The organism is Exiguobacterium sp. s183, from assembly GCF_018617655.1.
Taxonomy (GTDB): Bacteria; Bacillota; Bacilli; order Exiguobacteriales; family Exiguobacteriaceae; genus Exiguobacterium; species Exiguobacterium aestuarii_A.
The window spans coordinates 857,952-883,551 of record NZ_JACSKN010000001.1 but is presented as its reverse complement, the minus strand read 5'-3'; the positions used below and the strand labels follow the sequence as shown (position 1 = coordinate 883,551).

The window sequence follows — 25,600 nt, the reverse complement described above, 5'->3', positions numbered from 1 at the left end:
AGGGATCACGTATGAAAATTCGTGCCCAACGTGTTGCCGAGCAAATGCGTAAAGAGATTACAGATGTCTTGTTACGGGAAGTGAGTGACCCACGGACAAAGAACGCTACAATTACGAGCGTTGATGTGACAGGGGACTTACAACAAGCAACGGTCTACTATACCGTGCTCGGTGATGAGGAAGATGTGAAAGCAGAAACGCAAGCAGGTCTCGACAAAGCGAAAGGATTTATCCGTCGCGAAATCGGGAACCGCATCCGTCTTCGTAAAACACCAGAAATCTCGTTTGAATACGATTCTTCGGTCGCATATGGTAGCCATATCGATTCATTGATTCGTGATTTGAACAAAGACCAATAATTTGAAAGGGGAGACATCGTTCTCCCTTTTTTGTATGGAGGGATGAAGTTGGAACCGAACGGAGTGCTTGTACTCGATAAGGACCGAGGCATGACGAGTCATGACTGCGTGTTCAAGTTACGAAAGTTGTTTCAAACGAAAAAAGTGGGTCATACGGGCACGCTTGACCCGGAAGTGACAGGCGTATTACCAATTTGTTTAGGACGGGCCACGAAGTTATCTCGTTTTATCACGGATGAGGGCAAGCGTTACGTGGCCGAGGTGACAATCGGGACGGCCACTATGACCGAGGACGCTCATGGCGAGGTCGTAGAACAGAAGACAGTCACACCGAATGAGTTGGTCGAGTCACAGATTGATGAAGCGATGCAGCAATTGATCGGAACGATTGAACAGATTCCACCTTATTATTCAGCGGTCAAGGTCAATGGGAAGAAACTATATGAGTACGCCCGCAAAGGTCAAACCGTGGAACGCCCCCGTCGGATGGTCGAGATTCACCGTCTGGAGCGGACGAGCGAGTTAACGTTTGAAGAAGGAGTATGTCGTTTCCAAATGGAAATCGATTGCGGAAAAGGGACGTACATTCGTACGCTCGCCGTACAAATCGGGGAGAAACTCGGTTACCCTGCTCATATGAGCGAGCTGAGACGCACGAGTTCCGGCTCATTCGAAGAAGCGAACGCTGTATCCCTCGAACAGTTACAGGCATTAGAGACGGTCGAAGAACGATTGGCGCATGTCATCCCACTCGAAGAGGTCATCAAACGTTGGCCAGCCATCACGATTCCAAAGAATCGAGAACGGTATATTCGGAATGGTGGCAAGCTGAACGGCGTTTCGCTCGAATTTGAGTTATTTACTGTCTATAATGAAGAAGGAATCCCTCTTGCTTTATATCGAAGACAAGATGGAACGACAGACGCTACAGTCGAGGTCATGCTGGCCATCGACTAAGGGGGAAATTGACAGTATGGAAACAAGACATCTCACCTATCCAGAAACGCCTGACCTGTATCCATCGGTCATGGTACTCGGTTTTTTTGACGGTGTTCATAAAGGGCATCAAGCCGTGATCAATCATGCGAAGCGTGTTGCAGCGGAGCATAACCTTCCGGTGACGGTCGTCACGTTCGACCCACACCCGAAACAAGTACTCTCAAACAAACCCGACGCGGTCCGTTATATCACACCGCTATCCCGAAAATTGAAACGAATCGAAGCGCTCGGGGTCGAGCGATGTCTCGTCTTGACCTTTACGAAAGAGTTGGCTGGATTATCTCCTCAACAGTTTGTCGACGATTATTTGATTGCTGCTGGAGCCGTACACGTGACGGCAGGATTTGATTACTCGTACGGCAAGTTCGGTGAAGGGACGATGGAGACACTCCCATACCATTCTCGCGATCAGTTCACGACGTCCATTGTTACAGAACAGACGATGGATGGAGAGAAGGTTTCATCGACGCGAATTCGTAAATTATTGGCTGAAGGCTACGTTGACGCGGCTCAAGAGTTACTCGGTGCCCCTTATGTCATCTGCGGTGAAGTCATTCACGGAGATGCGAGAGGGCGTACAATCGGGTTCCCGACAGCAAACGTGTTGATGGACGCCTCATACGTCATGCCACGACTCGGCGTGTATGCGACACGTGTCACGCTCCCTGATGGTCGGACGTTCGAGGCGATGACCAACGTTGGGCGTCGTCCGACGTTTTATGAGACGGGAGCAGTCTCTGTCGAAAGCCATCTCTTTGACTTTTCGGAGGATTTGTACGGGCAAGTGATCGAAATCGAGTGGGTTCAGTATATTCGTAACGAGCGAGCGTTCGATGGGTTAGATGCATTGGTCGCTCAACTGAAACAGGATGAGGTATCGGCACGCTCAATCCTATCTTGACTTTCGGTTGCGGTTACGCTATCCTTGTCAAGTACGCAAAGTACACCGTTTCGCTTGGCTGGTCGATTCACCAACGCCGGCTCGGCAACGCGGCAATTTTTAATTAAATGGAGGTGGAGAGGCAATGGCACTCTCAAAAGAACGTAAAAACGAAATTATCGCGGAATACGCGACTAAACAAGGTGACACTGGTTCACCGGAAGTACAAGTGGCAGTGTTGACTGAACAAATCAACACATTGAACGCTCACCTTCGTACACACAAGAAAGACCACCACTCACGTCGCGGTCTCTTGAAAATGGTTGGACGTCGTCGTAACTTGCTTACGTACCTTCGTAACAAGGACGTTACGCGCTACCGTGAATTGATTCAACGCCTCGGTCTCCGTCGTTAATCGATCGAGACTGTTTAACGGGCTGGGACAACGTCCTAGTCCGTTTCTTGTTTGTTAAGAGGAAAATGATTAGACATTCGTAAGATAGAGTTACATAATAAACTAGATAAGGTTTGAGAGGAGAATGTACATGTTAGGTACGAAACAAGTATTCTCTACAGAGTGGGGCGGACGCCCATTGTCTGTAGAGGTCGGTCAACTTGCGAAGCAAGCAAATGGCTCGGCGCTCGTTCGCTATGGTGACACGGTCGTCCTTGCGACAGTAACGGCTTCAAAAGCACCAAAAGATTTAGACTTTTTCCCATTGACGGTCAACTATGAGGAGAAACTTTACTCGGTAGGTAAAATTCCAGGAGGATTCCTTCGCCGTGAAGGACGTCCGGGGGAAAATGCGATTTTGACATCACGTCTCATCGACCGTCCGATTCGTCCACTTTTCCCAGATGGATTCCGTCATGACATTCAAGTCATGATTTATGTCATGTCGAACGATCCAGATTGCTCGGCGGAGATGGCGGGAATGCTCGGAACGTCAATCGCACTTTCGATCTCAGATGTACCGTTCGATGGTCCAATCGCAGGTGTGACGGTCGGACGTGTTGATGGCGAATTCGTCGTCAACCCAACGACAGCTCAAATGGAGAAAACGGATCTTGAGCTTCAAGTTGCAGGTACATCGACTGCCATCAACATGGTTGAAGCTGGCGCGAATGAAGTACCAGAAGATGTCATGCTTGAGTCGATCTTATTTGGACATGAAGAGATCAAGCGTTTGATTGCGTTCCAACAAGAGATTGTTGATGCAGTCGGCAAACCGAAGTTTGAATATACGGTCTCGAAATACGATGAGGCACTCACAGCAGAGCTTGAAGCAGCTCGTCCTGAAATCGTTGAAGCGGTTCAAGTGGAAGAAAAACATGCCCGCGATGAAGCAATCAACGAAGTGATTGCGAAATACGTGACGATGTATGAAGAGCGCTTTGCTGATGAGCCGTCGAAACTTGGTGAAGTTTCGGGCATCTTGAACAAATTCGTCAAAGATGAAGTCCGTCGCTTGATCACGGTCGACAAAGTCCGTCCAGACGGTCGTCGCCCAGATGTCATCCGTCCGCTCGCATCAGAAGTCGGATTGCTTCCACGCGCACACGGTGTCGGTCTCTTCACACGTGGTCAAACACAAGTCATGTCGGTCGCAACACTCGGTGTCATCGGCGATGCGCAAATCATCGACGGAATCGGCTTAGAAGAGAACAAGCGCTTCATGCACCACTACAACTTCCCACCGTTCTCGGTCGGAGAAGCACGTCCAGTCCGTGCACCAGGTCGTCGTGAGATTGGTCACGGGGCACTCGGTGAGCGCGCACTCTTGCCAATCATTCCAAAAGAAGCAGACTTCCCGTATACGATTCGTCTCGTCTCGGAAGTACTTGAATCAAACGGTTCAAGTTCACAAGCTTCAATCTGTGGCTCGACGCTTGCCTTGATGGATGCAGGTGTACCAATCAAAGCGCCGGTCGCTGGGATTGCCATGGGCCTCATCATGGAAGGGGAGCACTACACGGTCTTGACAGATATTCAAGGTCTCGAAGACCACCTCGGCGACATGGACTTCAAAGTTGCCGGAACGAAAGATGGGATTACAGCCCTTCAAATGGATATCAAGATTGCTGGAATCACGCGTGAAATCTTAGAAAAAGCGCTTGAGCAGGCACGTGTCGGTCGTCTACACATCCTTGACCATATGCTTGAAACATTAGACACACCACGTACACAATTGTCGAAATATGCACCGAAAATCGTGACGATGACAATCAATCCGGATAAGATCCGTGATGTGATTGGACCAGGTGGTAAGATGATCAACAGCATCATCGACCAAACAGGCGTCAAGATTGACATCGAACAAGATGGTACGGTGTTCATCGCCTCGACAGACCAAGAAGGCATTGATCTTGCCATGAAGATGATCGGGGACATCGTTCGCGAAGTCGTCGTCGGCGAAGTATTTGATGCAACGGTACGCCGCATCGAGAAGTTCGGCGCGTTCGTCGAACTCTTCAAAGGAAAAGATGCACTCGTACACGTTTCTGAATTCAGTCTCGAGCGTGTCGCAAACGTTGAAGACGTTGTGAAGCTCGGTGATACGATTCAAGTCAAAGTCACGGAAATCGATGATAAAGGTCGTGTCAACGCGTCGCATAAAGCGCTCATCTTAGAAGGCTTATCTCCTGAAGAGCGTGAAGCGTATGAAGCGAAACGGAAGGCTGCACGTGAAAGCCGTCCACCTCGTGAAGGCCGTCCGCCACGTCGTGACGGGGACCGTCGTCCACCGCGCTCGACAAATTAATTATTCTGGCCATCGTCTTGGTGCGATGGCCTTTTTCATAGGAGTGAGAATATGGAATGGATGACACTACAAAATGGTATCCGCGTCATCATCGAACCGATTGAAGGTTCTCGCAGTACGTCAACAGGTGTCTTTATTAAAGCTGGGACACGAACAGAGTCATTTGAAAACATCGGAATCAGTCATTTGATTGAACATATGTTATTTAAAGGAACATCGACGAAAAACGCGAAAGAAATCGCTTCCTTTTTCGATGAGCTTGGTGGAAGCGTCAACGCCTTCACCTCAAAAGACCATACTTGTTTTTACGTGAAGACGCTCGACGAGCATGCGGTCATGGCGCTCGACGTCTTGACGGACATGTTGTTTGATTCGGTACTCGATGAGACAGAACTCGAAAAAGAGAAACGTGTCGTCGTGGAAGAAATCAAAATGTATGAGGATACACCTGAAGATCTCGTACATGAGCTATTGGCAGTTGCGGCATATCGTGACGATATCCTCGCACAACCAATCCTTGGAACGGAGGAGAGCGTCAATCGATTGACACGCGACCAACTCGTCGATTATTTACAAGAACGGTACGTGGCAGAAGAAATCGTCGTCTCCATCGCAGGACATGTCTCTGAAGAGTTGATGGAGGCAGTGAAGCGTAGGTTTGCCAACATCCCTTCTAGGGAATCGTCGAAAGAACTCAATCAACCAGAACTGTTCCATGATACGTTGACGAAACGTAAGGAGACAGAGCAAGCACATCTCTGTTGGAACTATGAAGCCATCTCGGCAACGGATGATCGTTTACCGCACTTGGCACTGATGAACAACGCCATCGGTGCAACGATGTCCTCACGGTTATTTCAATCGATTCGTGAAGAAGAAGGATTGGCCTACTCGGTTTACTCATACTATACGACGTTTACCGATCATGGGACGTTTACAATCTATGTTGGAACATCTCCAGACACGTTGAATCAAGTCGAAGTCATTCTAGAAAGAGAATTGAAGCGTTTGTTCGAAGAAGGATTGACGGATGAAGAAGTCGAGAAAGGGAAACGCCAATTGAAAGGTTCGCTCGTTCTCGGGAATGAAAGCTCGAGCGCTCGGATGAATCGGAATGGTCGGAACTTGTTACTACTTGATGAAGTGGAGCCGATTGAACAAGTGATTCAAAAAGTGGAGAAAATCAAGCGTGATGAGGTCAATGCGTTGATTCGTGAAGTGTTGACACATCAGCCAGCGAAGTCATACGTCCTCCCAAACGAAGCGTGACTTGAAACCGAATTGTAAGTTCTCTACACTGATTAAGAGGTATTCTTTAGTTTGGATAGGATACAGGTGAAAGAAGGGAAAGACTTGAACTTAACGGATTTAGTGAAGACGATACAACTCATTAACCAACCAAATCTTGAAGGCATCGTGGTGACTCACGTGACAACCGATTCTCGGGAAGTAGTCCCGGGAACGTTGTTTGTCGCCATTAAAGGCTATACGGTCGATGGACATGAATATGCGGCTCAAGCAGTGGAACGAGGGGCAGTAGCGGTTGTCAGTGAACGACCGCTCGAACTTTCCGTTCCAAACTTGATTGTGCGCGATAGTTCTCGTTCAATCGGTCTTTTGGCTTCGGCGTTTTATGCGTATCCTTCTGAACAGATGCGACTGTTTGGAATCACTGGAACGAATGGTAAAACGACGACGACCACGATTTTACGGGATGTCCTAGACGTCCTCGGACACTCCACTGGCCTGATCGGCACCGTCGAGGTACGAATCAATGACAAGGTCGTACCGAGCAAGAATACGACACCGCAAAGCTCAGAACTGCAACAACTACTGGCACAAATGCGTGATGAAGGTGTGACGGACGTCATGATGGAAGTCTCTTCACACGGTCTTGAGCTCGGGCGTGTCATCGGTACGGATTTTGATATCGTCGGATTTACGAATTTGACGCACGATCATCTCGATTTTCATGGAACGTTTGAAAATTACGCCCGTGCAAAGGGATTGTTGTTCGCTCAACTCGGTCAAATGGCATCACGTGGGAAGGTTGCCGTCTTGAATGCGGATGATGCACAGAGCGCTCTCTATGAGACGATGACAGGTGCTAAAGTGTTGACATACGGAATCGACACAACGGCCGATTTGATGGCGTCAGAGATTGAACAGACGTTGTCTCAAACGAGCTTTGTGTTGAACTATCAAGGCAAACGCCTACCGGTGACCGTACAGTTTATCGGTCGTTTCAACGTGTATAATTTGTTGCTTGCGACAGGTTGCCTCCTCGCAGCAGGATACTCATTAGAACAAATCGCTAGAGCGATTGAAATGATTCATCCAGCCAAAGGACGCATGCAGCGCCTAGACGTGCCTGGATACAACGTATACGCAGACTATGCCCATACACCCGACGGCATTGAACAATGTTTGAAATCGCTCGTCGGTGTACCGAAAGAGAAAATTGTCTTTTTAATCGGTACGGGCGGAAACCGTGACGTGACAAAACGTCCGGCAATGGGTGAGATGGCATCGACTTACGCTGGGACAGTCATTATTACAACGGACGACCCGCGTTTCGAAGCATATGAATCGATTACAAAAGGAATTGCGGCCGGAATGACACATGACAACTATGTGGAAATCGGCGACCGGGAAGAAGCAGTCCGTTACGCGGCAAGTTTAGCCAAACCAGATAATATCATCGTGTTAGCAGGAAAAGGGCATGAAAAATATCAAATTATCGGAAATGAGAAATTGCCACTCGACGAAGAGGCGATTGCCCGAGCGACCATTTTGAATACGGAGGAAGCATGATTTATGGCAGTACAACCAGTTACGTTGACAGAAAAAGAACATGACGACTTCGTCAAAGCACATGATCGTGGTGATTTATTACAACTATCAAGTTGGGGAGATGTAAAACGACAGAACGGATGGACGTCTGAGCGCGTTGCGGTTGCCCGTGACGGTTTAACGACCGGTGCGGCGTTACTGTTATTTAAGCGCGTGCCGAAATTACCATATACGTTATGTTATGCCCCACGCGGATTTGTAGTGGATTATGATGACGTGGCGTCTCTCCAGGCACTTGTAAAAGAAACGAAGCGAGTCGCTGCAAATCACAAGGCGATTGTCGTCAAAATCGATCCAAACATCGACCGCGATGAGATCCCGGGCCTCTTAACGGAAATGGAAGCCGTCGGATTTCATCATAAAGGGTACGGGGGTGGCTTTGACTATGCGCAACCTCGTTTCACGATGGAGACAGATTTACGACCGAGTGAAAAAGAAATCTTTGCGAAATTCCATCATAAATTCCGTTATAACGTCCGGTTAGCGGAGAAGAAAGGTATCGTCTGTAAAGAAGTCGGGCGAGACGGATTAAAAACGTTTGCCGACCTCATGAAAGTGACGGGAGAACGTGATGGGTTTGCCATTCGAGGTCTCGATTATTTTGAAAATCTGTATGATTGTCTCCAACCGAACGATGCACGACTCTTTTTGACAAAGCTCGAACCGAAAATTGCGCTCGATCAGCAACAAGCGACGCTTGAAAAAGCAAAAAAAGAGTTGGAAAAGATTGAACGTGGTTTAGAGAAGGAGACGGTCGAAAAGAAACGGACAAGCCTTCTTAACCGTAAAGAACAGACGGTGGCTCAAATTCAAAAAGCTGAGCAGGCGTTACCTGAGCTCATCGAACTGGACAAGACTTATCCGGATGGACTCGTGTTGTCAGGTGGGCTATTGACACTTGCGGGACGACGGTCGTATTACTTATATGGTGCCTCATCGAATGAGTTCCGTGAATTCATGCCGAACCATTTGATGCAGTGGACGATGATGCAAGCGGCGAAAGAGAGCGGAGCCGAACGATATGACTTCGGCGGTGTCTCAGGCAGCACAGACCCAGATGATGAATACGCGGGTCTCTATGCCTTCAAGTCCGGATGGGGGAGTGACATGATTGAGAAAGTCGGAGAGTTCGACCTCGTCTTGAATCGTCCACTCTATATCGCACTTGAAAAAGGATTGCCAATCCTAAAAGGGCTGCGTAAACGGTTAAGAAGATGAGGTGGACCGGCGTATTATCACTCGCGATGGTCGCCTTCTTGATTGGGATTGTGCTGGCTTACTTTTATATGCAACCTCAACCTGTACCATGGGTGGATGAGCCGACGTTTGAAGCGGACATGTGTGTGCGGGACCTTGAGGCAGAAAGTACAATTTTGGCAAGAACCAATATTGATTTCGACCGCCTTCATCCGCAAGTTGCGGAACGGGGAGCGACCTTTGTGCGATTGGCTCATTCTTGTCTCGGTCTCGAAGTACGATTGACGTCAGGATATCGTTCAGCAAAAGAACAGAACGCATTATATGCGCAAGGTCGGTCTGAACCTGGACAAGTCGTGACGAATGCAAAAGCGGGTCAGAGCTATCATAATTATGGACTTGCAGTCGACTTTGTCATCATCCATGACAACAAAACGGACTACGATTTAAGTACGGACCGTAATCGTAACGATGTACCAGATTGGCAAGAGCTCGGAGAATTAGGAAAGGCGCTTGGTTTTGAATGGGGTGGGGACTGGAACTCATTCCCTGACTATCCGCACCTCCAGATGGACTTTGGCTTGTCCATCCGACAACTCGTCGCAGGGAAACGCCCGGACAAAGAAGCGGTCGCACCGCTTGCCGATACACTAAAACCTCTACTAGATTGAACGGAAATGTTGGCAATGAAGCCGTTTTCCGATACAATATTCAGTAGCGATAAGGGACGAAACAGAATATGAAACATTTAGGAGGTTTTTGTTAGTGTCAAAAAAGAAGACAGAGAATATTAGCGTCTTTGCGCTTGGAGGCGTAGGCGAAATCGGAAAGAACATGTACGTCGTGGAGCTAGACGACGACATCTTCGTCATCGATGCCGGTCTCATGTTTCCAGGCGATGAGATGCTCGGGATTGATATCGTCATCCCAGACATCACTTATTTAAAAGAAAACAAGGATCGCGTTCGAGCGATTTTCATCACACACGGTCACGAAGACCATATTGGTGGACTCAGCTACGTCCTACGCGATTTAAAACACGTTCCGGTATACGGGACAAAATTGACTCTTGGGTTAATTGAACTGAAATTAAAAGAGGCCGGTTTATTGAAAGAAGTCGACCTTCGCATGATTGATGCCAAAACGAAATTGACTATCGCTGATCATCTCGTCACGTTCTTCCGCGTCAATCACTCGATTCCCGACTGTGTCGGTGTTTGTATTCAAACATCTCAAGGTGCGATCGTCCATACCGGAGACTTCAAGTTTGATTATACGCCAGTCGACGGGAAACAATCCGACTTCAACAAGTTGGCTGCTATTGGACAGCGCGGTGTACTCGCGTTACTTTCTGATTCGACAAACGCAGAGCGTCCAGGTCAAACTGGTTCAGAATCGATTGTCGGCGCTGAGTTGAACGATGTAATCTATCAAGCCGAAGGTCGTGTCATTGTGGCGTCATTCGCGTCGAACGTTCATCGTTTACAGCAAGTCTTTGCAGCCGCAGAAGCGAATGACCGTAAAGTCGCGGTCGTTGGTCGCAGTATGGTCAACATCGTCGAAGTCGCACAAAAATTAAACTACTTACGTTTCAAAGCGAAGACACTTGTCGAGTTGTCGCAAGTAAATCGTCTTCCTGATAACAAAGTCGTCATCTTGACGACGGGATCTCAAGGAGAGCCGATGGCTGCGTTGACGCGTATGGCACGTAATGCGCATAAGCAAGTGAACATTCGTTTGAACGACACAGTCGTCATTGCGGCGACACCGATTCCAGGGAATGAAAAGTCGGTTTCGAAAACGATTGACTTATTGTTCCGTTCTGGGGCAAACGTCATTTACAACCAACGTAAAGTTCACGTATCCGGACACGGTTCGGCAGAAGAGTTGAAGTTGATGCTCAACCTCGTCAAACCGAAATACTTCTTACCGATTCACGGGGAATACCGGATGCAAATGGCACACTCGAAACTCGCTGAACAAGTCGGTGTCAAACCGAACAACATCTTCATCGTCGAAAAAGGAGATGTCGTCGAGTTCACGGGTCGAAAAGCCCGGATGAGCCGAAAAGTTCCTGCGGGTAACGTATTGATTGATGGGATTGGCGTCGGTGACGTCGGGAACATCGTCTTACGAGACCGTCGTTTGTTGTCACAAGATGGGGTCGTGCTTTGCGTGGTCACATTGAATCGGAAACAGAAGAAATTGATTTCAGGACCTGAACTCATTTCACGTGGATTTGTGTATATGCGCGAGTCGGAAGAAATGATTTCAGAGGCAAACCGTATTGTCACGAAACAGATTGAAAAGAGTCTGCAAGCTGGCAGTGATTGGACCGAATTGAAATCAAATATCCGCGAGCGACTTAGCGTCTTCTTATTCGAGCAGACGAAACGTCGTCCGATGATCTTGCCGATCATCATGGAGATTTAATGGAATGAGAGTGAGGCAAAAGTCATCTGACTTTTGCCTTCTTTTTTTAGGAGGAACTAAAAGTGGCTCAAAAAACGAGAAAAACACCCGTGAAGCGGAAGCGACCAACAACGCGCAACACGAGAAAACGGAAAAAACAGCCGATTGCGCCACGTACATATGGATGGGGAATTTTCGTTCTTTCCATCGTCGCATTCGTATTTGCCTTATTCGATTTTGGATGGATTGGTCGGCAACTATCTGATTTGTCCGAATACCTGTTTGGTGGCTGGGGTGCCCTCACCTATTTGATGATTGCCATCTTGTTATGGATTGTATTAAAACCGATGAAGCCGATGGAGCGAGCTGGACTGCTCAGTATGACCGCCTCATTTCTACTGTTTGGAGATTTACTTTGGGGAGATGAGCGCGGTGGGGTAAACGGTGCACTTTATGGGTTAAACCAATACTTATTTTCTGATTTTGGTCTCATCTTTTTAGGCATCGTCTGTTTTATCCTCGGTGTTTCCCTCTATGTCCCAACGATTTGGGGAACCATCTATCATCGCCTAGAGGAATCCGTAATGGCCGTGAAAAAAGAATGGCAATCGAGACCGAAAACAGAAAAAAAACAAGACAACAAGCAAAATCAAGAACCGAAGCGGTCGCGAAAACCATCGCCTGAGCCGTTGCCGGCAGAAGCTGATTTAGAGGTGGAGTCAGAATCAGATGTGGTCACGATGAATGACATCCCAATCGTCGGATTCAGTGAGAAAGTTGTCGCGGAGAAAAAAGAGGAGCCTAAAAAGGAGTCGTCTACGGAAACGGATGAATCGATCTCGACCGAGGAGATGATGATGACCGCGGCGCAAGATGTCTCAGATACGTATGAGCTCCCGCCGTTCACCAATCTGAAGGAACCGGTGATCACCGATTTATCTGGGGAAAATGCGCGTCTGAAAGAGAATGCAGCTAAGTTAGTGAAGACGCTAAAGTCGTTTGGTGTAGGGGTGAAAGTATTGAAAATTCACCTTGGTCCGACGGTCACGAAGTATGAGTTACAGCCGGACATCGGTGTGAAGGTCAGTCGAATCACGTCGCTTAGCGATGATCTCGCACTTGCGCTTGCCGCGAAAGATATTCGAATCGAAGCGCCAATTCCAGGAAAGGCTGCGATTGGTATCGAGGTACCGAACCAGGAAGTCGCTCCAGTCTGTCTTCGTGAAGTGCTTGAGGCAGACCCAGTGAAACAAGACGATTCAAAACTGCTCGTTGCACTCGGACGAAGCATTAGTGGTGAGACTGTCGGCATTTCACTAAACAAAATGCCGCACTTACTCGTGGCAGGATCGACAGGTTCCGGTAAATCTGTCTGTATCAACGGGATGATTGTATCCATCTTGATGCGTTCTCGACCGGATGAGGTCCGTCTCATGATGATTGACCCAAAAATGGTCGAACTCAATGTTTATAATGGTGTGCCGCATTTGTTGACACCGGTTGTCACAGATCCGAAAAAGGCGGCTCAGGCATTGAAACAAGTCGTCGCCGAGATGGAAAGACGATATGAGCTGTTCAGTCGATATGGTGTTCGCAACATTGAAGGATACAATGAACTCGTCGACAAGTCCGATGATGAGGATGCAAAACGTCTACCGTTCATCGTCGTCATAGTCGATGAGTTGGCAGATTTGATGATGGTCGCTTCAAATGACGTTGAGGACGCCATCATGCGACTCGCTCAAATGGCACGGGCAGCCGGGATTCATATGGTACTGGCGACACAGCGTCCGTCGGTTGACGTCATTACAGGGGTCATCAAAGCAAACATCCCGTCTCGCATCGCATTTGCGGTCTCCTCACAAACCGATTCCCGTACAATCTTGGACGGAGGAGGAGCAGAAAAACTGCTTGGGCGTGGCGACATGCTCATGCTTGCTAATGGGATGAACAAGCCGGTGCGTGTCCAAGGAGCGTTCGTCTCCGATCAAGAAGTCGAAACGGTCGTTAATCACGTCATCGCACAGCAACGTGCGCAGTACGTAGAAGCGATGATGCCGAAAGAAGAAGAAGTGACGACGATTGACTCGGACGATTCATTGTTCGGAGAAGTCATTCAATTCATCGTTACCCAGGAAACGGCTTCGACCTCGATGATTCAACGAAGATTTCGAATTGGGTATAATCGTGCAGCGCGTTTGATTGACTCGCTTGAAGAGGCGGGATACGTAGGTCCGTCAGAAGGTTCGAAACCACGGAAAGTATTAATTCATGAACAAGATGAATAAATTTAAAAACGAACGATTGTATACGTAGATATACAATCGTTCGTTTTTTATTCCTTTTTCTACGATATGGAAATATTCGCGCAAATCAGAGAGGTTCGCTATAATATAAATGTAATATAGCACATATGTCCTATAACGTTTATTAGTACATACTTTTAAAAAAGACTGAAACGCTTACATTTTTTAATAACGTTTACATTTTACAAAAGTTTTTCAAACTGAATCAAAATGGGTAAAATGGACTCAGAGGTACGGTTGGAGATGGTTTTTTAAAATATTTCCTTGATTCCGAACAAAAACTATTGCGTTCTAATTCTCGAATCCCTATACTTAATATTGGCAAGGACATTCATACGTCAGATGTCTGAGCACTGGTAAGTAAATTAAAGGTGGTGAGGCCAATGTCGATTAAGCTCGATCATCGATTGCTCTATCTTCGAGTGATTGAGAAAATTAAGCAAGATATCGACGCTGGTGTCTATCGTGAAGGTGAGAAGTTACCTTCAGAGTTCGAGCTTTCAAAGCAACTCGGAGTAAGTCGAGCGACACTTCGTGAAGCGTTAAGAATTCTCGAAGATGAGAAATTTGTCGTGCGAAAACATGGAGTAGGGACATTTATTAGTTCTAAACCGCCATTCACGTCAGGAATTGAAGAGTTGTTCAGTGTCACTGATATGATCACACGCGCAAAAATGACACCAGGAACGAAAGTATTGGTGGCCGAGAAAGTGTTGGCAACAGAGAGAGAAGCCGAGCGTCTCAAGATTGAGCCGAACTCACCGATTTATCGGATTGTTCGAATTCGATATGCGGATGACACACCGGTCGTTTATTGTGTCGACAAAGTGCCGGCCCATCTCGTCTCAAATCCTGAGGCATTGACTGAAGGGAAGTCTTTGTTTGACTCTCTCGAAAAAGAGGTAGGACGTCGAGTCGCATACGCGATCACGCACATCGAACCGAGTGTCAGCTCTGAAATTTCGTCACAACTTCAGACGGACCAACCGTTACTCGCTTTAAAACAATTGCATTACGATGAGAGTGATTTACCATTGCTCGATTCGGCCAACTTTTTCCGAGCAGATCGATTCGATTTCCACGTCGTACGTAAACGAGTGTAACCGAACAGTTTTTTGACGGAAAAGTTATTTTTGGGGAACAGCGTGAAAGCGCTTTCTTATACCGGTGTAAAGACTACTGATAACATGACAACAAAATTTGTTATGAACCGAAAGGGGAAACACGACGATGATGAACAAAAAGAAAACGATTCTCTCAGCTTTAGCAGCAGGACTCACACTCTCTACAGTACTCGCAGCATGCGGTGGAGATGACAACGAAGGCGGCTCATCTTCAAACGGCGAAGGCGGCGAGGGCGGCGACTTCAAAGTAGCAATGGTTACAGATACTGGCGGTGTTGATGACAAATCATTCAACCAATCTGCTTGGGAAGGTCTCACGAAATTCGGTGAAGACAACAACTTGACTGAAAACGAAGGATACAAATACCTTCAATCAGCTAAACAAGCGGACTATCAGCCAAACTTGCAACAATTGGCTCGTGACAACTTCAACTTGATCTACGGTATCGGCTTCTTGATGGCTGAAGACGTACAAAAAGTTGCTGAGCAGTTCCCAGACAACAACTTCGCAATCGTTGATATGGTTGTTGACGCTCCGAACGTTGCTTCAATCACGTTCAAAGAGCAAGAAGGTTCATTCCTCGTTGGTGTCATTGCCGGTCTCACAACGACAACTGATAAAGTCGGTTTCATCGGTGGAGTAGAGTCAGACTTGATCAAGAAGTTTGAAAATGGATTTAAAGCGGGTGTCATGGCTGTTAACCCAGAAGCAACAATCGACGTGAAGTATGCAGAAGACTTCAACTCGGCTGAAAAAGGAACAGCAATCGCTTCAGGTATGTACGGTTCTGGATCGGACATCATCTATCACGCAGCTGGTGGTACAGGTGTAGGAGTATTCACAGAAGCGAAAAACCGTAAGAAGAACGGCGAAGAAGTTTGGGTAATCGGTGTTGACCGTGACCAGTACGAAGAAGGTCTTCCAGAAGACGTTACGTTGACTTCAATGGTCAAACGTGTAGATACAGCTACTTATGATGTATCGAAACAGACGATGGACGGAGAATTCCCAGGCGGCGAAATCATCGAGTTCGGTTTGAAAGATGACGGCGTCGGCATCGCAGAAACTTCTGACAAACACGTTTCACAAGAGATTCTCGATAAAGTTGAAGAATACCGTACACAATTGGTTGACGGAGAACTCACTGCACCAGCAACTGACGCTGAGTTCGAAGAGTTCATGAAAAACGTAAAATAATTCATTTGAGTGAAGGGGGGACCCATGTGGTCTCCCTTTACTTAAAGTTAGGGGTGAACTTCCTTGGAATATGTAATTGAAATGCTAAATATTCGCAAAGAGTTCGGTACGTTCGTTGCGAACGACAATATCACACTCCAATTGCGCAAAGGAGAAATCCATGCACTTCTCGGAGAGAACGGAGCGGGGAAGTCGACGCTCATGAATGTGTTATTCGGTCTCTATCAGCCTGAAGGCGGGGAGATTCGTGTACACGGAAAGAAAGTAGATATTGAAAACCCGAACATCGCCAACGAACTTGGGATCGGGATGGTCCACCAGCACTTTATGCTAGTTGAAAAGTTCACGGTCACAGAGAACATCATCCTTGGACTTGAGCCAAAGAGCGGTGTGACAATTGACCGTGCGACAGCCCGTAAAAAGGTCATGGATATTTCCGAACAGTATGGACTTAAGATTGATCCAGACGCGAAGATTGAAGATATTTCAGTCGGCATGCAACAGCGTGTAGAAATCTTGAAGACGCTCTATCGTGGGGCGGATATTTTGATCTTCGATGAACCGACGGCAGTGTTGACACCACAAGAGATTCAAGAACTTATCCAAATTATGAAACGTCTGATTGCTGAAGGTAAGTCGATCATCTTGATCACGCACAAGCTGAAGGAAATTATGCAAGTCGCAGACCGTTGCACGGTCATTCGCCGCGGACGTTATATCGGTACCGTTGAAGTGGATGAGACAGTTAACGAAGATAGTCTTGCTGAAATGATGGTCGGACGAGAGGTTAATTTTGATGCAGAGTATTCGAAAGCCGACCCGCAACAAGTCGTTCTCGACGTTCAAGGACTTGTCGTTAAAGACAGTCGTGGTTTGAAAGTCGTCGAAGGATTAGACCTTCAGATTCGTGCTGGAGAAGTACTCGGGATTGCCGGAATCGACGGCAACGGTCAGACAGAACTGATTGAAGCGATCTCTGGGCTCAAAAAACCGGAGTCGGGTAAAGTTTTGCTCAACGGAAAAGACGTGACGGGTCATACACCGCGTAAAATGACGGAAGCTGGAATCGGACACATTCCACAGGACCGTCATAAACATGGTCTCGTCCTTGACTACTCGATTCGTGACAACATGGTTCTTCAAACTTATTATAAAGAACCATTCTCGAAACGAGGACTCATGAATTATAAAGCAGTGGCAGAGAAAGCGAAGGCGTTGATTGAGAAGTTTGACGTCCGAACTCCATCCATCGACGTTCCGGCGCGTGCCCTTTCTGGTGGTAACCAACAGAAAGCAATCATTGCCCGTGAGGTCGATCGTTCACCTGATTTACTCATCGCAGCACAGCCGACGCGTGGTCTTGATGTCGGTGCGATTGAATTTATTCACGAACAACTCGTCAAAGAACGTGAAAAGGGCCGTGCTGTCTTGCTTATTTCGTTCGAACTTGATGAGATTTTACACGTATCCGACCGGATCGCCGTTCTTTATGAAGGAAAAATCGTAGGAATTCGTGATCCGAAAGAGACGACGGAACAAGAGCTTGGCTTCTTGATGGCCGGCGGTCAGAGAGGGGACGACAAAGAATGAAAAAATTAAGTTTAAATCAACTTCTCATTCCATTCCTATCCATCATTTTAGGACTTCTTGTCGGAGCCATCGTCATGTTGATTGGTGGATACGACCCGATTCAAGGCTTTATCTCCTTGTTTGAAGGGATGTTTGGAAGCCCATATGCCGTCGGAGAGACGTTACGAGCAGCAGCACCACTTATCTTCTCAGGTCTCGCGGTTGCCTTCGCATTCCGGACGGGGTTATTCAACATCGGGGTAGAAGGTCAAGTATTGATCGGATGGGTAGCAGCCGTGTATGTAGGGATCAATTTCAATTTGCCGATGTTCATCCATTTACCGCTTGCACTTCTCGCGGCGATGGTCGCGGCAGCGATCTGGGCGTTCGTTCCTGGATTCTTAAAAGCGAAGTTTTACGTTCACGAAGTCATCACATCCATCATGATGAACTATATCGCGCTTTACACGACGAATGCGATTTTGCGTAGCGTCATCGGCGTAACGAACGAACGTACTGATTCAATCAATGAATCGGCATCGCTTGCGTCACCTTGGTTGCAAGAGTTGACGACGTACTCACGTCTTCACTGGGGTGTCCTCGTTGCAGTACTCGCGGCGATTGTATACTACTACATTCTTCAGCGTACGACACTCGGTTATGAGTTGCGTGCGGTCGGTTTCAACAAACATGCCTCTCAATATGCGGGGATGAGCGTTGACCGTAACATCGTCCTTTCGTTTGTCATCTCAGGGATGTTCGCAGGTCTCGCCGGTGCGATGGAAGGTCTCGGGACGTTCGGTAGTATGACGCTCTCTGCATCGTTTACAGGTGTCGGTTTTGACGGGATCGCAGTAGCCCTTCTAGGTGCCAACACAGCGATCGGTGTCATTCTCGCAGCGATTCTATTTGCTGGATTGAACATCGGTGGATTGGCGATGCAGCTCGGTGCGAACGTACCGTCTGAACTTGTTAAAGTCATCATCGCAGCAATCGTCATCTTTGTGGCATCTGGTTATGCCATCAACTATGTCGTTGAGAAACTTAAAGGAAATCGTAAGAAAGGAGTGGAGAAAAAATGAGCTTCTTAGAAGTCCTCTATATCGTCGTACCGGTTGCACTTGCCTATGCGACTCCACTCATTATCGCAGCACTCGGTGGGATTTTTAGTGAGCGCTCTGGTGTCGTTAACATTGCCCTTGAAGGGATTATGATTATCGGTGCTGCAACAGGGATCATCACGACGCTCACGTTGACAGACTTAGGAGCCGGTGTATTTAGCCCATGGATCTCCTTGCTCGTTGCGATGGTAGTCGGTGCGCTCTTCTCGCTCTTCTTGGCTGTCCCTGCCATCCTATGGCGTGCAGACCAAACGGTTCTTGGAGTAGCGATCAACATGCTTGCGATCGGTCTCGCCATCTTCGTTGTGCGTGTGCTTTACAACAAAGGTCAAACTGACTTTATTGAGTACCGTATTGCGAAAGAGAACGTACCATTTTTATCAGATATTCCTGTATTAAAAATGTTCTTCATTAACGTGCAATACACGTCATTCGTTGCCATCGCTTTAGCGTTTGTCGTCTGGTTCGTTATCTTCAAGACGCCGTTCGGACTACGTCTTCGCTCAGTCGGAGAACACCCGATGGCCGCTGACACGATGGGGATCAACGTTACAAAAATGCGCTTCATGGGCGTCATGCTTTCTGGTGCGTTTGGTGGTCTTGCCGGAGCGGTATACGCCGTCACGGTTACGACGAACTTCAGTGGAACGACAATCGTCGGTCAAGGATTCTTGGCGATTGCCGCAATGATCTTCGGGAAGTGGAATCCACTCGGAGCGCTCGGCGCTGGATTATTCTTTGGGTTCGCCCAAGCGCTATCGATTATCGGAAGCAACTTGCCTGTCATCAATAACGTGCCGCAACTATTACTTTTGATTGCACCTTATGCCCTCACGATTCTAGCGCTCGCTGGACTCGTCGGTCGTGCGGATGCACCGAAGTCGGTCGGTATTCCATATATTAAAGGAAAACGTTAATCCGGAATAGGACATATGTCCATTATGAAAAGGTTGTTTGGTGCTTAAGCCGAACAACCTTTTTTGTTATACTTGGCTAGAGCTGTCATGATTAGAATGGAACGGAGAAGCGGATCAAAAAAAGACATATCGGTCATTTGACCAATATGTCTTTCCAAGTTTATTCGTACTTCAATGCATCGCCATCGAACGATTCGTCTGCCACTTTGATTGAATCGGTCGGGCACCCTTCGAATGCATCCATCATGTCTTCGTACAACTCGTCAGGGATTTCCACAGTACCTGTGTTGTCATCCATCAAGTTGAATGCGAGACCTTCATCATCGTAATCGTAAATATCTGGTGCTGCTGCGCCACAAGCTCCGCATGCGATACATGTATCTTTATCGACGATAGTAAATTTTGCCATGATAATAACCCTCCAAACGGTTCGTTTCTCTTAGAAATCAATCTACTGTCTACGAGTAATTGTAGTCTACATACCCAATTATTTCAATGAGGAAACGAGTGTCTTTTTGGTAGGATAATGATTTTTTAAGGATGTGACGACTTGGTTCATTTAGCAGATGGAGTTTTACTGCTGGCCATTAAGCGATTAAACGGGGAACGGAGTGAACGTAGCCTGTTCCATGTCTTGAACGGAAAGCGCTCGGCCACGACGTTACAAGACGCGTTCTTTTATGAGCTAGAGCCTGTTTTTGGTCAATTTCCTCAAACAACGTACTCATATGAGTCTTTATTAAAAGGATTTGAAAAGCGGGGATGGTTGGACCGCAAACAATTTAAACTGACAGAAGCGGGAAACCTATTGTCTTCACCTGAAACGGTTAAAGATTTATTCAATCGTTTAGGGGGAGAGCGCCGTGATTATAATGCGACGACGTGGAAACGTTTGAGTCTCTTTGTCCAGACATTCATGTCTAGGGAACATAAGAGGACGTTTTATCCCGTTCAAGCCGATCGACCCGCGGAACAGTGGGTCAAACAGTTGTTACAGATCGATCGAGATTGGAAAATCCTTATGCAAACATTCCATCATGAAATCGAGGCCGCGCTTGACATCATTGGAGATCCATATGCGACAGCGGTCGTCTATCGATTTACGGGAGCCTTTGAGACCGGTCTGACCTATGAACAAATCGCCAGTCTTCTTGATGTCGACGCGGAGACGGCTCGCCTTTATTTTTTAGCAGGATGGAATGAACTGTTAACTGTGTTACCAAAAGAGGCGAAGCTTCGGGGTTTCACGTATGGGTTGTCGACTGAGCGAATGACCTTTTCGGCACGTGAGTCGTATGATCTCTTTCTCAAAGGATATTCGTTTCAACAAGTTCAGTCTCGCCGACGACTACGAACGAGTACGATCGAGGATCATGTGGTGGAGATGGCAATGTATTTAGACACCTTTCCCCTCGATCAATTTGTGCCGAGCGACGATATCGTCACCATCGAGAAGCTGCGAGACCCAGAGAGCTGGGCTTTGAAACCTATCTTCGAAAAGATGGGCAACGTGAGTTACTTTCAAATACGCCTTGTGTTCGCAAGGTTGAAACGAGGTGAGACATTTGTATGAATCGACATTGAAACGCGTGTTCGGATATGATTCATTTCGTCCTGGACAGCATGAAATCATCCATTCCGTTGTAGAAGGGCAAGATGTATTAGCCGTCATGCCGACAGGGGCAGGGAAATCGTTGACGTTTCAACTCCCTTCGTACATCAAAAATGGGGGATTGACGGTCATCGTTTCACCTCTCCTCTCCTTGATAGAAGACCAAATGCTCCATATCCGAGAGCGGGGAGAACGTGGTGTCGCACGTTTGACGTCGATGGAGTCTTCTGAAGAAAAACAAGAAATTATCAATCACTTGAAGCGTTATCGATTTTTATATCTCTCCCCCGAACAGTTGGCCGTTCCGTACGTTACACGCGCACTCTCAAACGTGAAGATTCAAATGCTCGTCATTGACGAGGCGCACTGTATCTCACAATGGGGTCATGAGTTTAGACCAGAATATGCGCGCTTAGGCGAACTACGCAAACAAATCGGGAGTCCTCAATGTATGGCTGTCACAGCGACGGCTCCTGAGAGCGTGAAGCAAGATATCATTGAGAAGTTGGCACTCTTTTCACCGGAGCAGTTCGTGCATTCCGCGAATCGACCAGAAATTCGCTTGATGGTCGAACGACTTGAAAAAGAGAAGAAACTCGAACGGCTAAAAGAATTGGTGAGAGACGTTCCAAAACCGGCAGTCGTCTATACGGCGACACGTCGAGAAGCGGAAGCGTTGGCATTTGAACTAGACGACGCGTTATTTTATCACGGCGGCATGTCAACGGAAGACCGACGACTCGTCCAATCTCAATTTTTACGGAATGAAGTGTCGGTCATGGTGTGTACGAGTGCATTCGGGATGGGCGTGAACAAAGACAACGTTCGTTCTGTCATTCACTATCAAATCCCTGCAACGGTGGAAGCGTATATGCAGGAGATTGGACGAGCGGGTCGTGATGGAGAGCAGGCGTTTGCTGTCCTCCTCTATGCGGATGGAGATGAACGCATTCAACAATTTTTGATTGATGGTCAATATCCAAAAGACGAAGAGATTCGCCTAGCATACTTTGAGTGTGAAAATGGCACGACACTTTCGCAATTACCCCGCTTATTGAGGATGAACGAAGAAGACCCGAAATTCCTTCTTTTAAAGCAGATGCTGTCTGAACGCTCGCTTCAAGAGGCGCTCGATTGGGTAAAAGAAAGAAAACGTGATCGCTATCGTCAACTCGGACAGATGATGGATTATGCACTTATCCGAACGTGCCGACGTGATTATTTACTCCGTTATTTTTCGGAGCCGACAATCGACCAAGAGGAATGTTGTGATGTGTGTGGGACGATTGAGTTCCCTGAGACACCGCAAATCGTTCGAAAAAATGTGACAGAATGGAAAATACGGTTGACGCAAATCTTTTCCTTTGAATAATATCATAGTAAAATGATAAAAAAGGTAAAGGAGGGCATACGTTGCGACATCGGAATCAGGCAGATTCTTTGCGCGAGCAGTTGGCGGACACGTTGCCGTCTCGATCGGAGAGGCAAGAGCATGAACGGAAGAGGAAGTTGAACGATAACTTGATGAAGCGCCCGTTGGCGATGACTCTAACCTTCGCCATGTTAGCGATTATTCTCATTTTCATATATATCGGGCGAGATGCCATTTTCTAAGAAGGGTGCGGACATGGTCCGTGCCTTTTTTTATTTTGGGAAAATACTCGATTGCACAATAAAAGGGGTAAACCTTTTCAATTGAGGATATACTTATATCATAGAACGAATAAGAGAGGAGGGCGGAGATGCCGAAATACTCCATTAAAACCGTGGCGACGTTGACCGGTGTCAATCCAACGACCATTCGGGCTTGGGAACGGCGATATCAATTTATCGTACCGAGCCGAACCGAATCAGGTCACCGCCTGTATTCAGATCAAGATGTCGAGAAAATTAAGTGGGTGGTAGACAAGCAAAAAGAAGGATTGACGGTCTCTCAAGCCATTCAACAACTCCACCAAGCTCCTGAACCAGAACCGACGTCTGCGAAGCTTTACGATGAAGAGTTGAAGGATGCTCTGCTTCAGGCGTTGCTTTCTTTTGATGAGCGAACCTCGCATGATCTAATCAATCGTGCGTTCAATACGTTCAGTTTTGAAAAGGTGACAAAAGATATCATTGGACCGTTACTGATGGATATTGGTTCAAAGTGGGAGCAAGGAACGATTACGATTGCTCATGAGCACTTCGCCACGGCGTTTTTACGGGCACGTCTCTCTACGTTGTCACTTCAAATGCCGATGAACCCGTTTCTTCCACGAGTCACTTGTGTCTGTGCACCGGGTGAGATGCATGAAATCGGATTGTTGTTTGTCACACTTTATTTGCGCCAACATGGGTACGACGTCATCTTTTTAGGAGCGGGCTTCCCGAAAGAAGATTTAAGCAAGGCGCTGCACGACATCGACACATCTTGCCTTATTTTCGCATGCACGTTAACGGACCATATCCCGAACTTGTTAGAGGCGATGCATTATATTCAAGAAGAGCACCCTACATTAAAGATTGGGGCGGGTGGATACGCGGTCAGCCTCGAACGGAGTCGGTTCGATGATGCATTTCTTGGTGATACGCCAGAAGAGTGGACGAAATGGTTATCAACTATTTGACACGGGATTAAAACGGGAGTAGCTTATTAGTAGGATTGAATATTCACTGGAGGTTTTCGATTGAGATTTGAAAAACAAACAAAAGAACATCTTCGTGTATATGTGACTGCGAATGAGCTTTCGTTACGTGGGATCGCTATCGATACGATCGTGGGGGAAAACGGTCAACAGCTGTGGAAAGAATTACTTGAAACAGCAGAGAGTGAATACGGATTCTCACCACAAGGAGCGGTCGATTTGAATGTGACGATGTTTCCTCGTGATGGTCTCGTCATCGATGTTCAAAAAGGTGAGGCCATAGCAGAGCTTGATGTCGAGCAAGTTGAGATTCGACTCACAATTGATGTCATTCATCATTTGATTTATCAGTTTGATGATATCGAAGATGTGATCAACGCGTCGATTCAACTGTTTCCGCATATACATGAGACTGAGCAGGGTGGAGCACTTTATCACTATGAGGGACGGTACTATCTCCACTTCGTGGAAGTGCTACCTGAGAAAGTGGAAGAACGTCTCGCTGCCATTTTGTCCGAATATGGAAAGACGACTACGGTCAGTCCGTACGTCATGATGGAATATGGAAAAACGATTCAAACTGAACAGGCCGTGAAAGAGCTGTACGATGCATTCGCATAAGTACGGCTTTTTTACTTTTCTGTTTCTATTGTTTTTGACATGTCCGTGTTATGATTAGACATGAATTTTCAGTAGTTAGTTGAAGGAGAGATTGGAATGAAGGTCGCTGTATTGTATGGTGGAGTGTCAGGAGAACGTGAGGTATCCCTCACAAGTGGACAAGGGATGATTGAGGCATTGACGGAGCGTGGACATGAGGTCACGGCAATCGATTTTCATCCAGAACGCGCGAACGAGTTATTGACGTTAGATGTCGATGTCGTCGTCAGCGCATTACACGGGAAGTATGGCGAAGATGGTCGCGTCCAATCGTTGCTAGAAATGGCGGGAATCCCGTACACGGGGTCAGGTGTCTTGGCATCTGCTCTTGCGATGGATAAGGCGCGAGCGAAAATCATCTTCGCAGCATCAGGCATCCGTGTGGCACGCGACGTGTTAATTGAATCTGTGGATTCGATTGATGCGAAAGTAGCTGAGTGGGGAAATGAGTTTCCATGTGTCGTCAAGCCTGCACAAGAAGGTTCTTCGAACGGTTTGACGATTGCGATGGACGAGTCGATGTTACGTGCAGGAATTGACCGAGCATTTGCATGTGATTCAGCGGTACTTGTTGAACAGTACATTAAAGGAAAAGAATTGACGGTACCGGTCATCGGAAACTTCGGGAAAGAGGAAGCACTTCCTGTCATTGAAATCATTCCAAAAAATGAGTTTTACGACTATGAGTCGAAGTATACAGAAGGTGGTTCGATTCACGTATGTCCAGCCGAAATCTCGGATGAGTTGACGACGGAAGTGCAACAAGCGGCAGTCATGGCTCACCGTGCGCTCGGTTGCTCAGGGTATTCACGTTCTGATTTCCTTGTATCGGAAACGGGAGAAGCGTATATTTTAGAAACGAACACGTTGCCTGGAATGACGCCGTTGAGCCTCTTCCCGGACAGTGCAAAAACAGTCGGGATCTCGTACGGTGAGCTTTTAGAACGCTTTATGGAGCTAGCACTCGAACGTGAGTCGAAGTAAGACATCTGGATCATTCCATACTT

The 25,600-nt window shown here is 47.2% G+C and carries 23 protein-coding genes; 22 read left to right on the top strand and 1 reads right to left on the bottom strand.

All coding sequences use genetic code 11. The features are described from left to right. Positions 1-11: 11 nt before the first annotated feature. From rbfA to KNP62_RS04645, 16 genes are all read left to right on the top strand, one after another. Positions 12-359 (top strand): 30S ribosome-binding factor RbfA, encoded by a 348-nt coding sequence (rbfA, locus tag KNP62_RS04720; protein ID WP_015881430.1) that lies wholly within the window; start codon positions 12-14, stop codon positions 357-359. A 42-nt stretch (positions 360-401) separates the two neighbouring features. Further along, on the top strand, positions 402-1,316 hold the full coding sequence (gene truB, locus KNP62_RS04715; protein WP_251125572.1) for a tRNA pseudouridine(55) synthase TruB: 915 nt from the start codon (positions 402-404) through the stop codon (positions 1,314-1,316). 16 nt (positions 1,317-1,332) lie between these two features. Continuing rightward, the gene (locus tag KNP62_RS04710; RefSeq protein WP_214783713.1) at positions 1,333-2,259 is read left to right on the top strand and encodes a bifunctional riboflavin kinase/FAD synthetase; all 927 of its coding nucleotides are present in this window, start codon (positions 1,333-1,335) and stop codon (positions 2,257-2,259) included. A 124-nt stretch (positions 2,260-2,383) separates the two neighbouring features. Continuing rightward, positions 2,384-2,653, top strand: coding sequence for a 30S ribosomal protein S15 (rpsO, locus tag KNP62_RS04705; RefSeq protein WP_074034662.1), 270 nt, complete (start codon positions 2,384-2,386; stop codon positions 2,651-2,653). Between the two features lie 130 nt (positions 2,654-2,783). Next, the gene (pnp, locus tag KNP62_RS04700) at positions 2,784-5,000 is read left to right on the top strand and encodes a polyribonucleotide nucleotidyltransferase (protein ID WP_214783711.1); all 2,217 of its coding nucleotides are present in this window, start codon (positions 2,784-2,786) and stop codon (positions 4,998-5,000) included. Between the two features lie 51 nt (positions 5,001-5,051). Beyond that, positions 5,052-6,269, top strand: a complete 1,218-nt coding sequence (locus tag KNP62_RS04695) for a M16 family metallopeptidase (RefSeq protein WP_214783708.1) — start codon at positions 5,052-5,054, stop codon at positions 6,267-6,269. A gap of 84 nt (positions 6,270-6,353) precedes the next feature. Then, entirely contained in the window at positions 6,354-7,814 is a 1,461-nt protein-coding gene (locus KNP62_RS04690; protein ID WP_251125571.1) for a UDP-N-acetylmuramoyl-L-alanyl-D-glutamate--2,6-diaminopimelate ligase, read from the top strand. A gap of 3 nt (positions 7,815-7,817) precedes the next feature. Next, positions 7,818-9,071, top strand: coding sequence for a lipid II:glycine glycyltransferase FemX (locus tag KNP62_RS04685; RefSeq protein WP_214783705.1), 1,254 nt, complete (start codon positions 7,818-7,820; stop codon positions 9,069-9,071). After that, positions 9,068-9,721, top strand: a complete 654-nt coding sequence (locus KNP62_RS04680) for a M15 family metallopeptidase (protein ID WP_214783702.1) — start codon at positions 9,068-9,070, stop codon at positions 9,719-9,721. Before KNP62_RS04685 ends, KNP62_RS04680 begins: the two co-directional genes overlap by 4 nt. Before the next feature lie 94 nt (positions 9,722-9,815). Then, positions 9,816-11,483, top strand: coding sequence for a ribonuclease J (locus KNP62_RS04675; protein WP_074034657.1), 1,668 nt, complete (start codon positions 9,816-9,818; stop codon positions 11,481-11,483). A 62-nt stretch (positions 11,484-11,545) separates the two neighbouring features. Then, positions 11,546-13,750 (top strand): FtsK/SpoIIIE family DNA translocase, encoded by a 2,205-nt coding sequence (locus tag KNP62_RS04670; RefSeq protein ID WP_214783700.1) that lies wholly within the window; start codon positions 11,546-11,548, stop codon positions 13,748-13,750. 401 nt (positions 13,751-14,151) lie between these two features. Beyond that, positions 14,152-14,871 (top strand): GntR family transcriptional regulator, encoded by a 720-nt coding sequence (locus KNP62_RS04665; RefSeq protein WP_074034655.1) that lies wholly within the window; start codon positions 14,152-14,154, stop codon positions 14,869-14,871. A gap of 130 nt (positions 14,872-15,001) precedes the next feature. Then, on the top strand, positions 15,002-16,090 hold the full coding sequence (locus tag KNP62_RS04660; protein ID WP_214693960.1) for a BMP family lipoprotein: 1,089 nt from the start codon (positions 15,002-15,004) through the stop codon (positions 16,088-16,090). A 63-nt stretch (positions 16,091-16,153) separates the two neighbouring features. Further along, on the top strand, positions 16,154-17,680 hold the full coding sequence (locus KNP62_RS04655) for an ABC transporter ATP-binding protein (RefSeq protein ID WP_214745406.1): 1,527 nt from the start codon (positions 16,154-16,156) through the stop codon (positions 17,678-17,680). Next, positions 17,677-18,741 (top strand): ABC transporter permease, encoded by a 1,065-nt coding sequence (locus KNP62_RS04650; RefSeq protein WP_214783698.1) that lies wholly within the window; start codon positions 17,677-17,679, stop codon positions 18,739-18,741. Before KNP62_RS04655 ends, KNP62_RS04650 begins: the two co-directional genes overlap by 4 nt. Next, positions 18,738-19,697, top strand: coding sequence for an ABC transporter permease (locus KNP62_RS04645; RefSeq protein WP_074034652.1), 960 nt, complete (start codon positions 18,738-18,740; stop codon positions 19,695-19,697). The genes KNP62_RS04650 and KNP62_RS04645 overlap by 4 nt, the downstream gene beginning before the upstream one ends. Positions 19,698-19,857: 160 nt before the next feature. On the opposite strand, the gene KNP62_RS04640 is transcribed toward KNP62_RS04645, so the two are convergent. Continuing rightward, positions 19,858-20,106: a ferredoxin gene (locus KNP62_RS04640; RefSeq protein WP_074034651.1), complete on the bottom strand. Its 249-nt coding sequence runs from the start codon at positions 20,104-20,106 to the stop codon at positions 19,858-19,860. A 141-nt stretch (positions 20,107-20,247) separates the two neighbouring features. On the opposite strand from KNP62_RS04640, the gene KNP62_RS04635 reads away from it, so the two are divergent. The 6 genes from KNP62_RS04635 to KNP62_RS04610 all read left to right on the top strand — a co-directional run bounded on the left by KNP62_RS04635 (position 20,248) and on the right by KNP62_RS04610 (position 25,577). Continuing rightward, the gene (locus tag KNP62_RS04635; protein ID WP_214783695.1) at positions 20,248-21,270 is read left to right on the top strand and encodes a YpbB family protein; all 1,023 of its coding nucleotides are present in this window, start codon (positions 20,248-20,250) and stop codon (positions 21,268-21,270) included. Next, on the top strand, positions 21,254-22,681 hold the full coding sequence (locus KNP62_RS04630) for a RecQ family ATP-dependent DNA helicase (RefSeq protein ID WP_353047505.1): 1,428 nt from the start codon (positions 21,254-21,256) through the stop codon (positions 22,679-22,681). The genes KNP62_RS04635 and KNP62_RS04630 overlap by 17 nt, the downstream gene beginning before the upstream one ends. A gap of 41 nt (positions 22,682-22,722) precedes the next feature. Next, the gene (locus tag KNP62_RS04625; RefSeq protein ID WP_074034648.1) at positions 22,723-22,923 is read left to right on the top strand and encodes a hypothetical protein; all 201 of its coding nucleotides are present in this window, start codon (positions 22,723-22,725) and stop codon (positions 22,921-22,923) included. Between the two features lie 128 nt (positions 22,924-23,051). Next, the gene (locus tag KNP62_RS04620) at positions 23,052-23,915 is read left to right on the top strand and encodes a MerR family transcriptional regulator (protein WP_214783692.1); all 864 of its coding nucleotides are present in this window, start codon (positions 23,052-23,054) and stop codon (positions 23,913-23,915) included. A gap of 60 nt (positions 23,916-23,975) precedes the next feature. Next, positions 23,976-24,554 carry an adaptor protein MecA gene (locus tag KNP62_RS04615; RefSeq protein WP_074034646.1) on the top strand — a complete coding sequence of 193 codons (579 nt, stop codon included), beginning with the start codon at positions 23,976-23,978 and terminating at the stop codon, positions 24,552-24,554. A 96-nt stretch (positions 24,555-24,650) separates the two neighbouring features. Further along, on the top strand, positions 24,651-25,577 hold the full coding sequence (locus tag KNP62_RS04610) for a D-alanine--D-alanine ligase (RefSeq protein WP_214783688.1): 927 nt from the start codon (positions 24,651-24,653) through the stop codon (positions 25,575-25,577). The last annotated feature ends 23 nt before the right edge of the window (positions 25,578-25,600 follow it).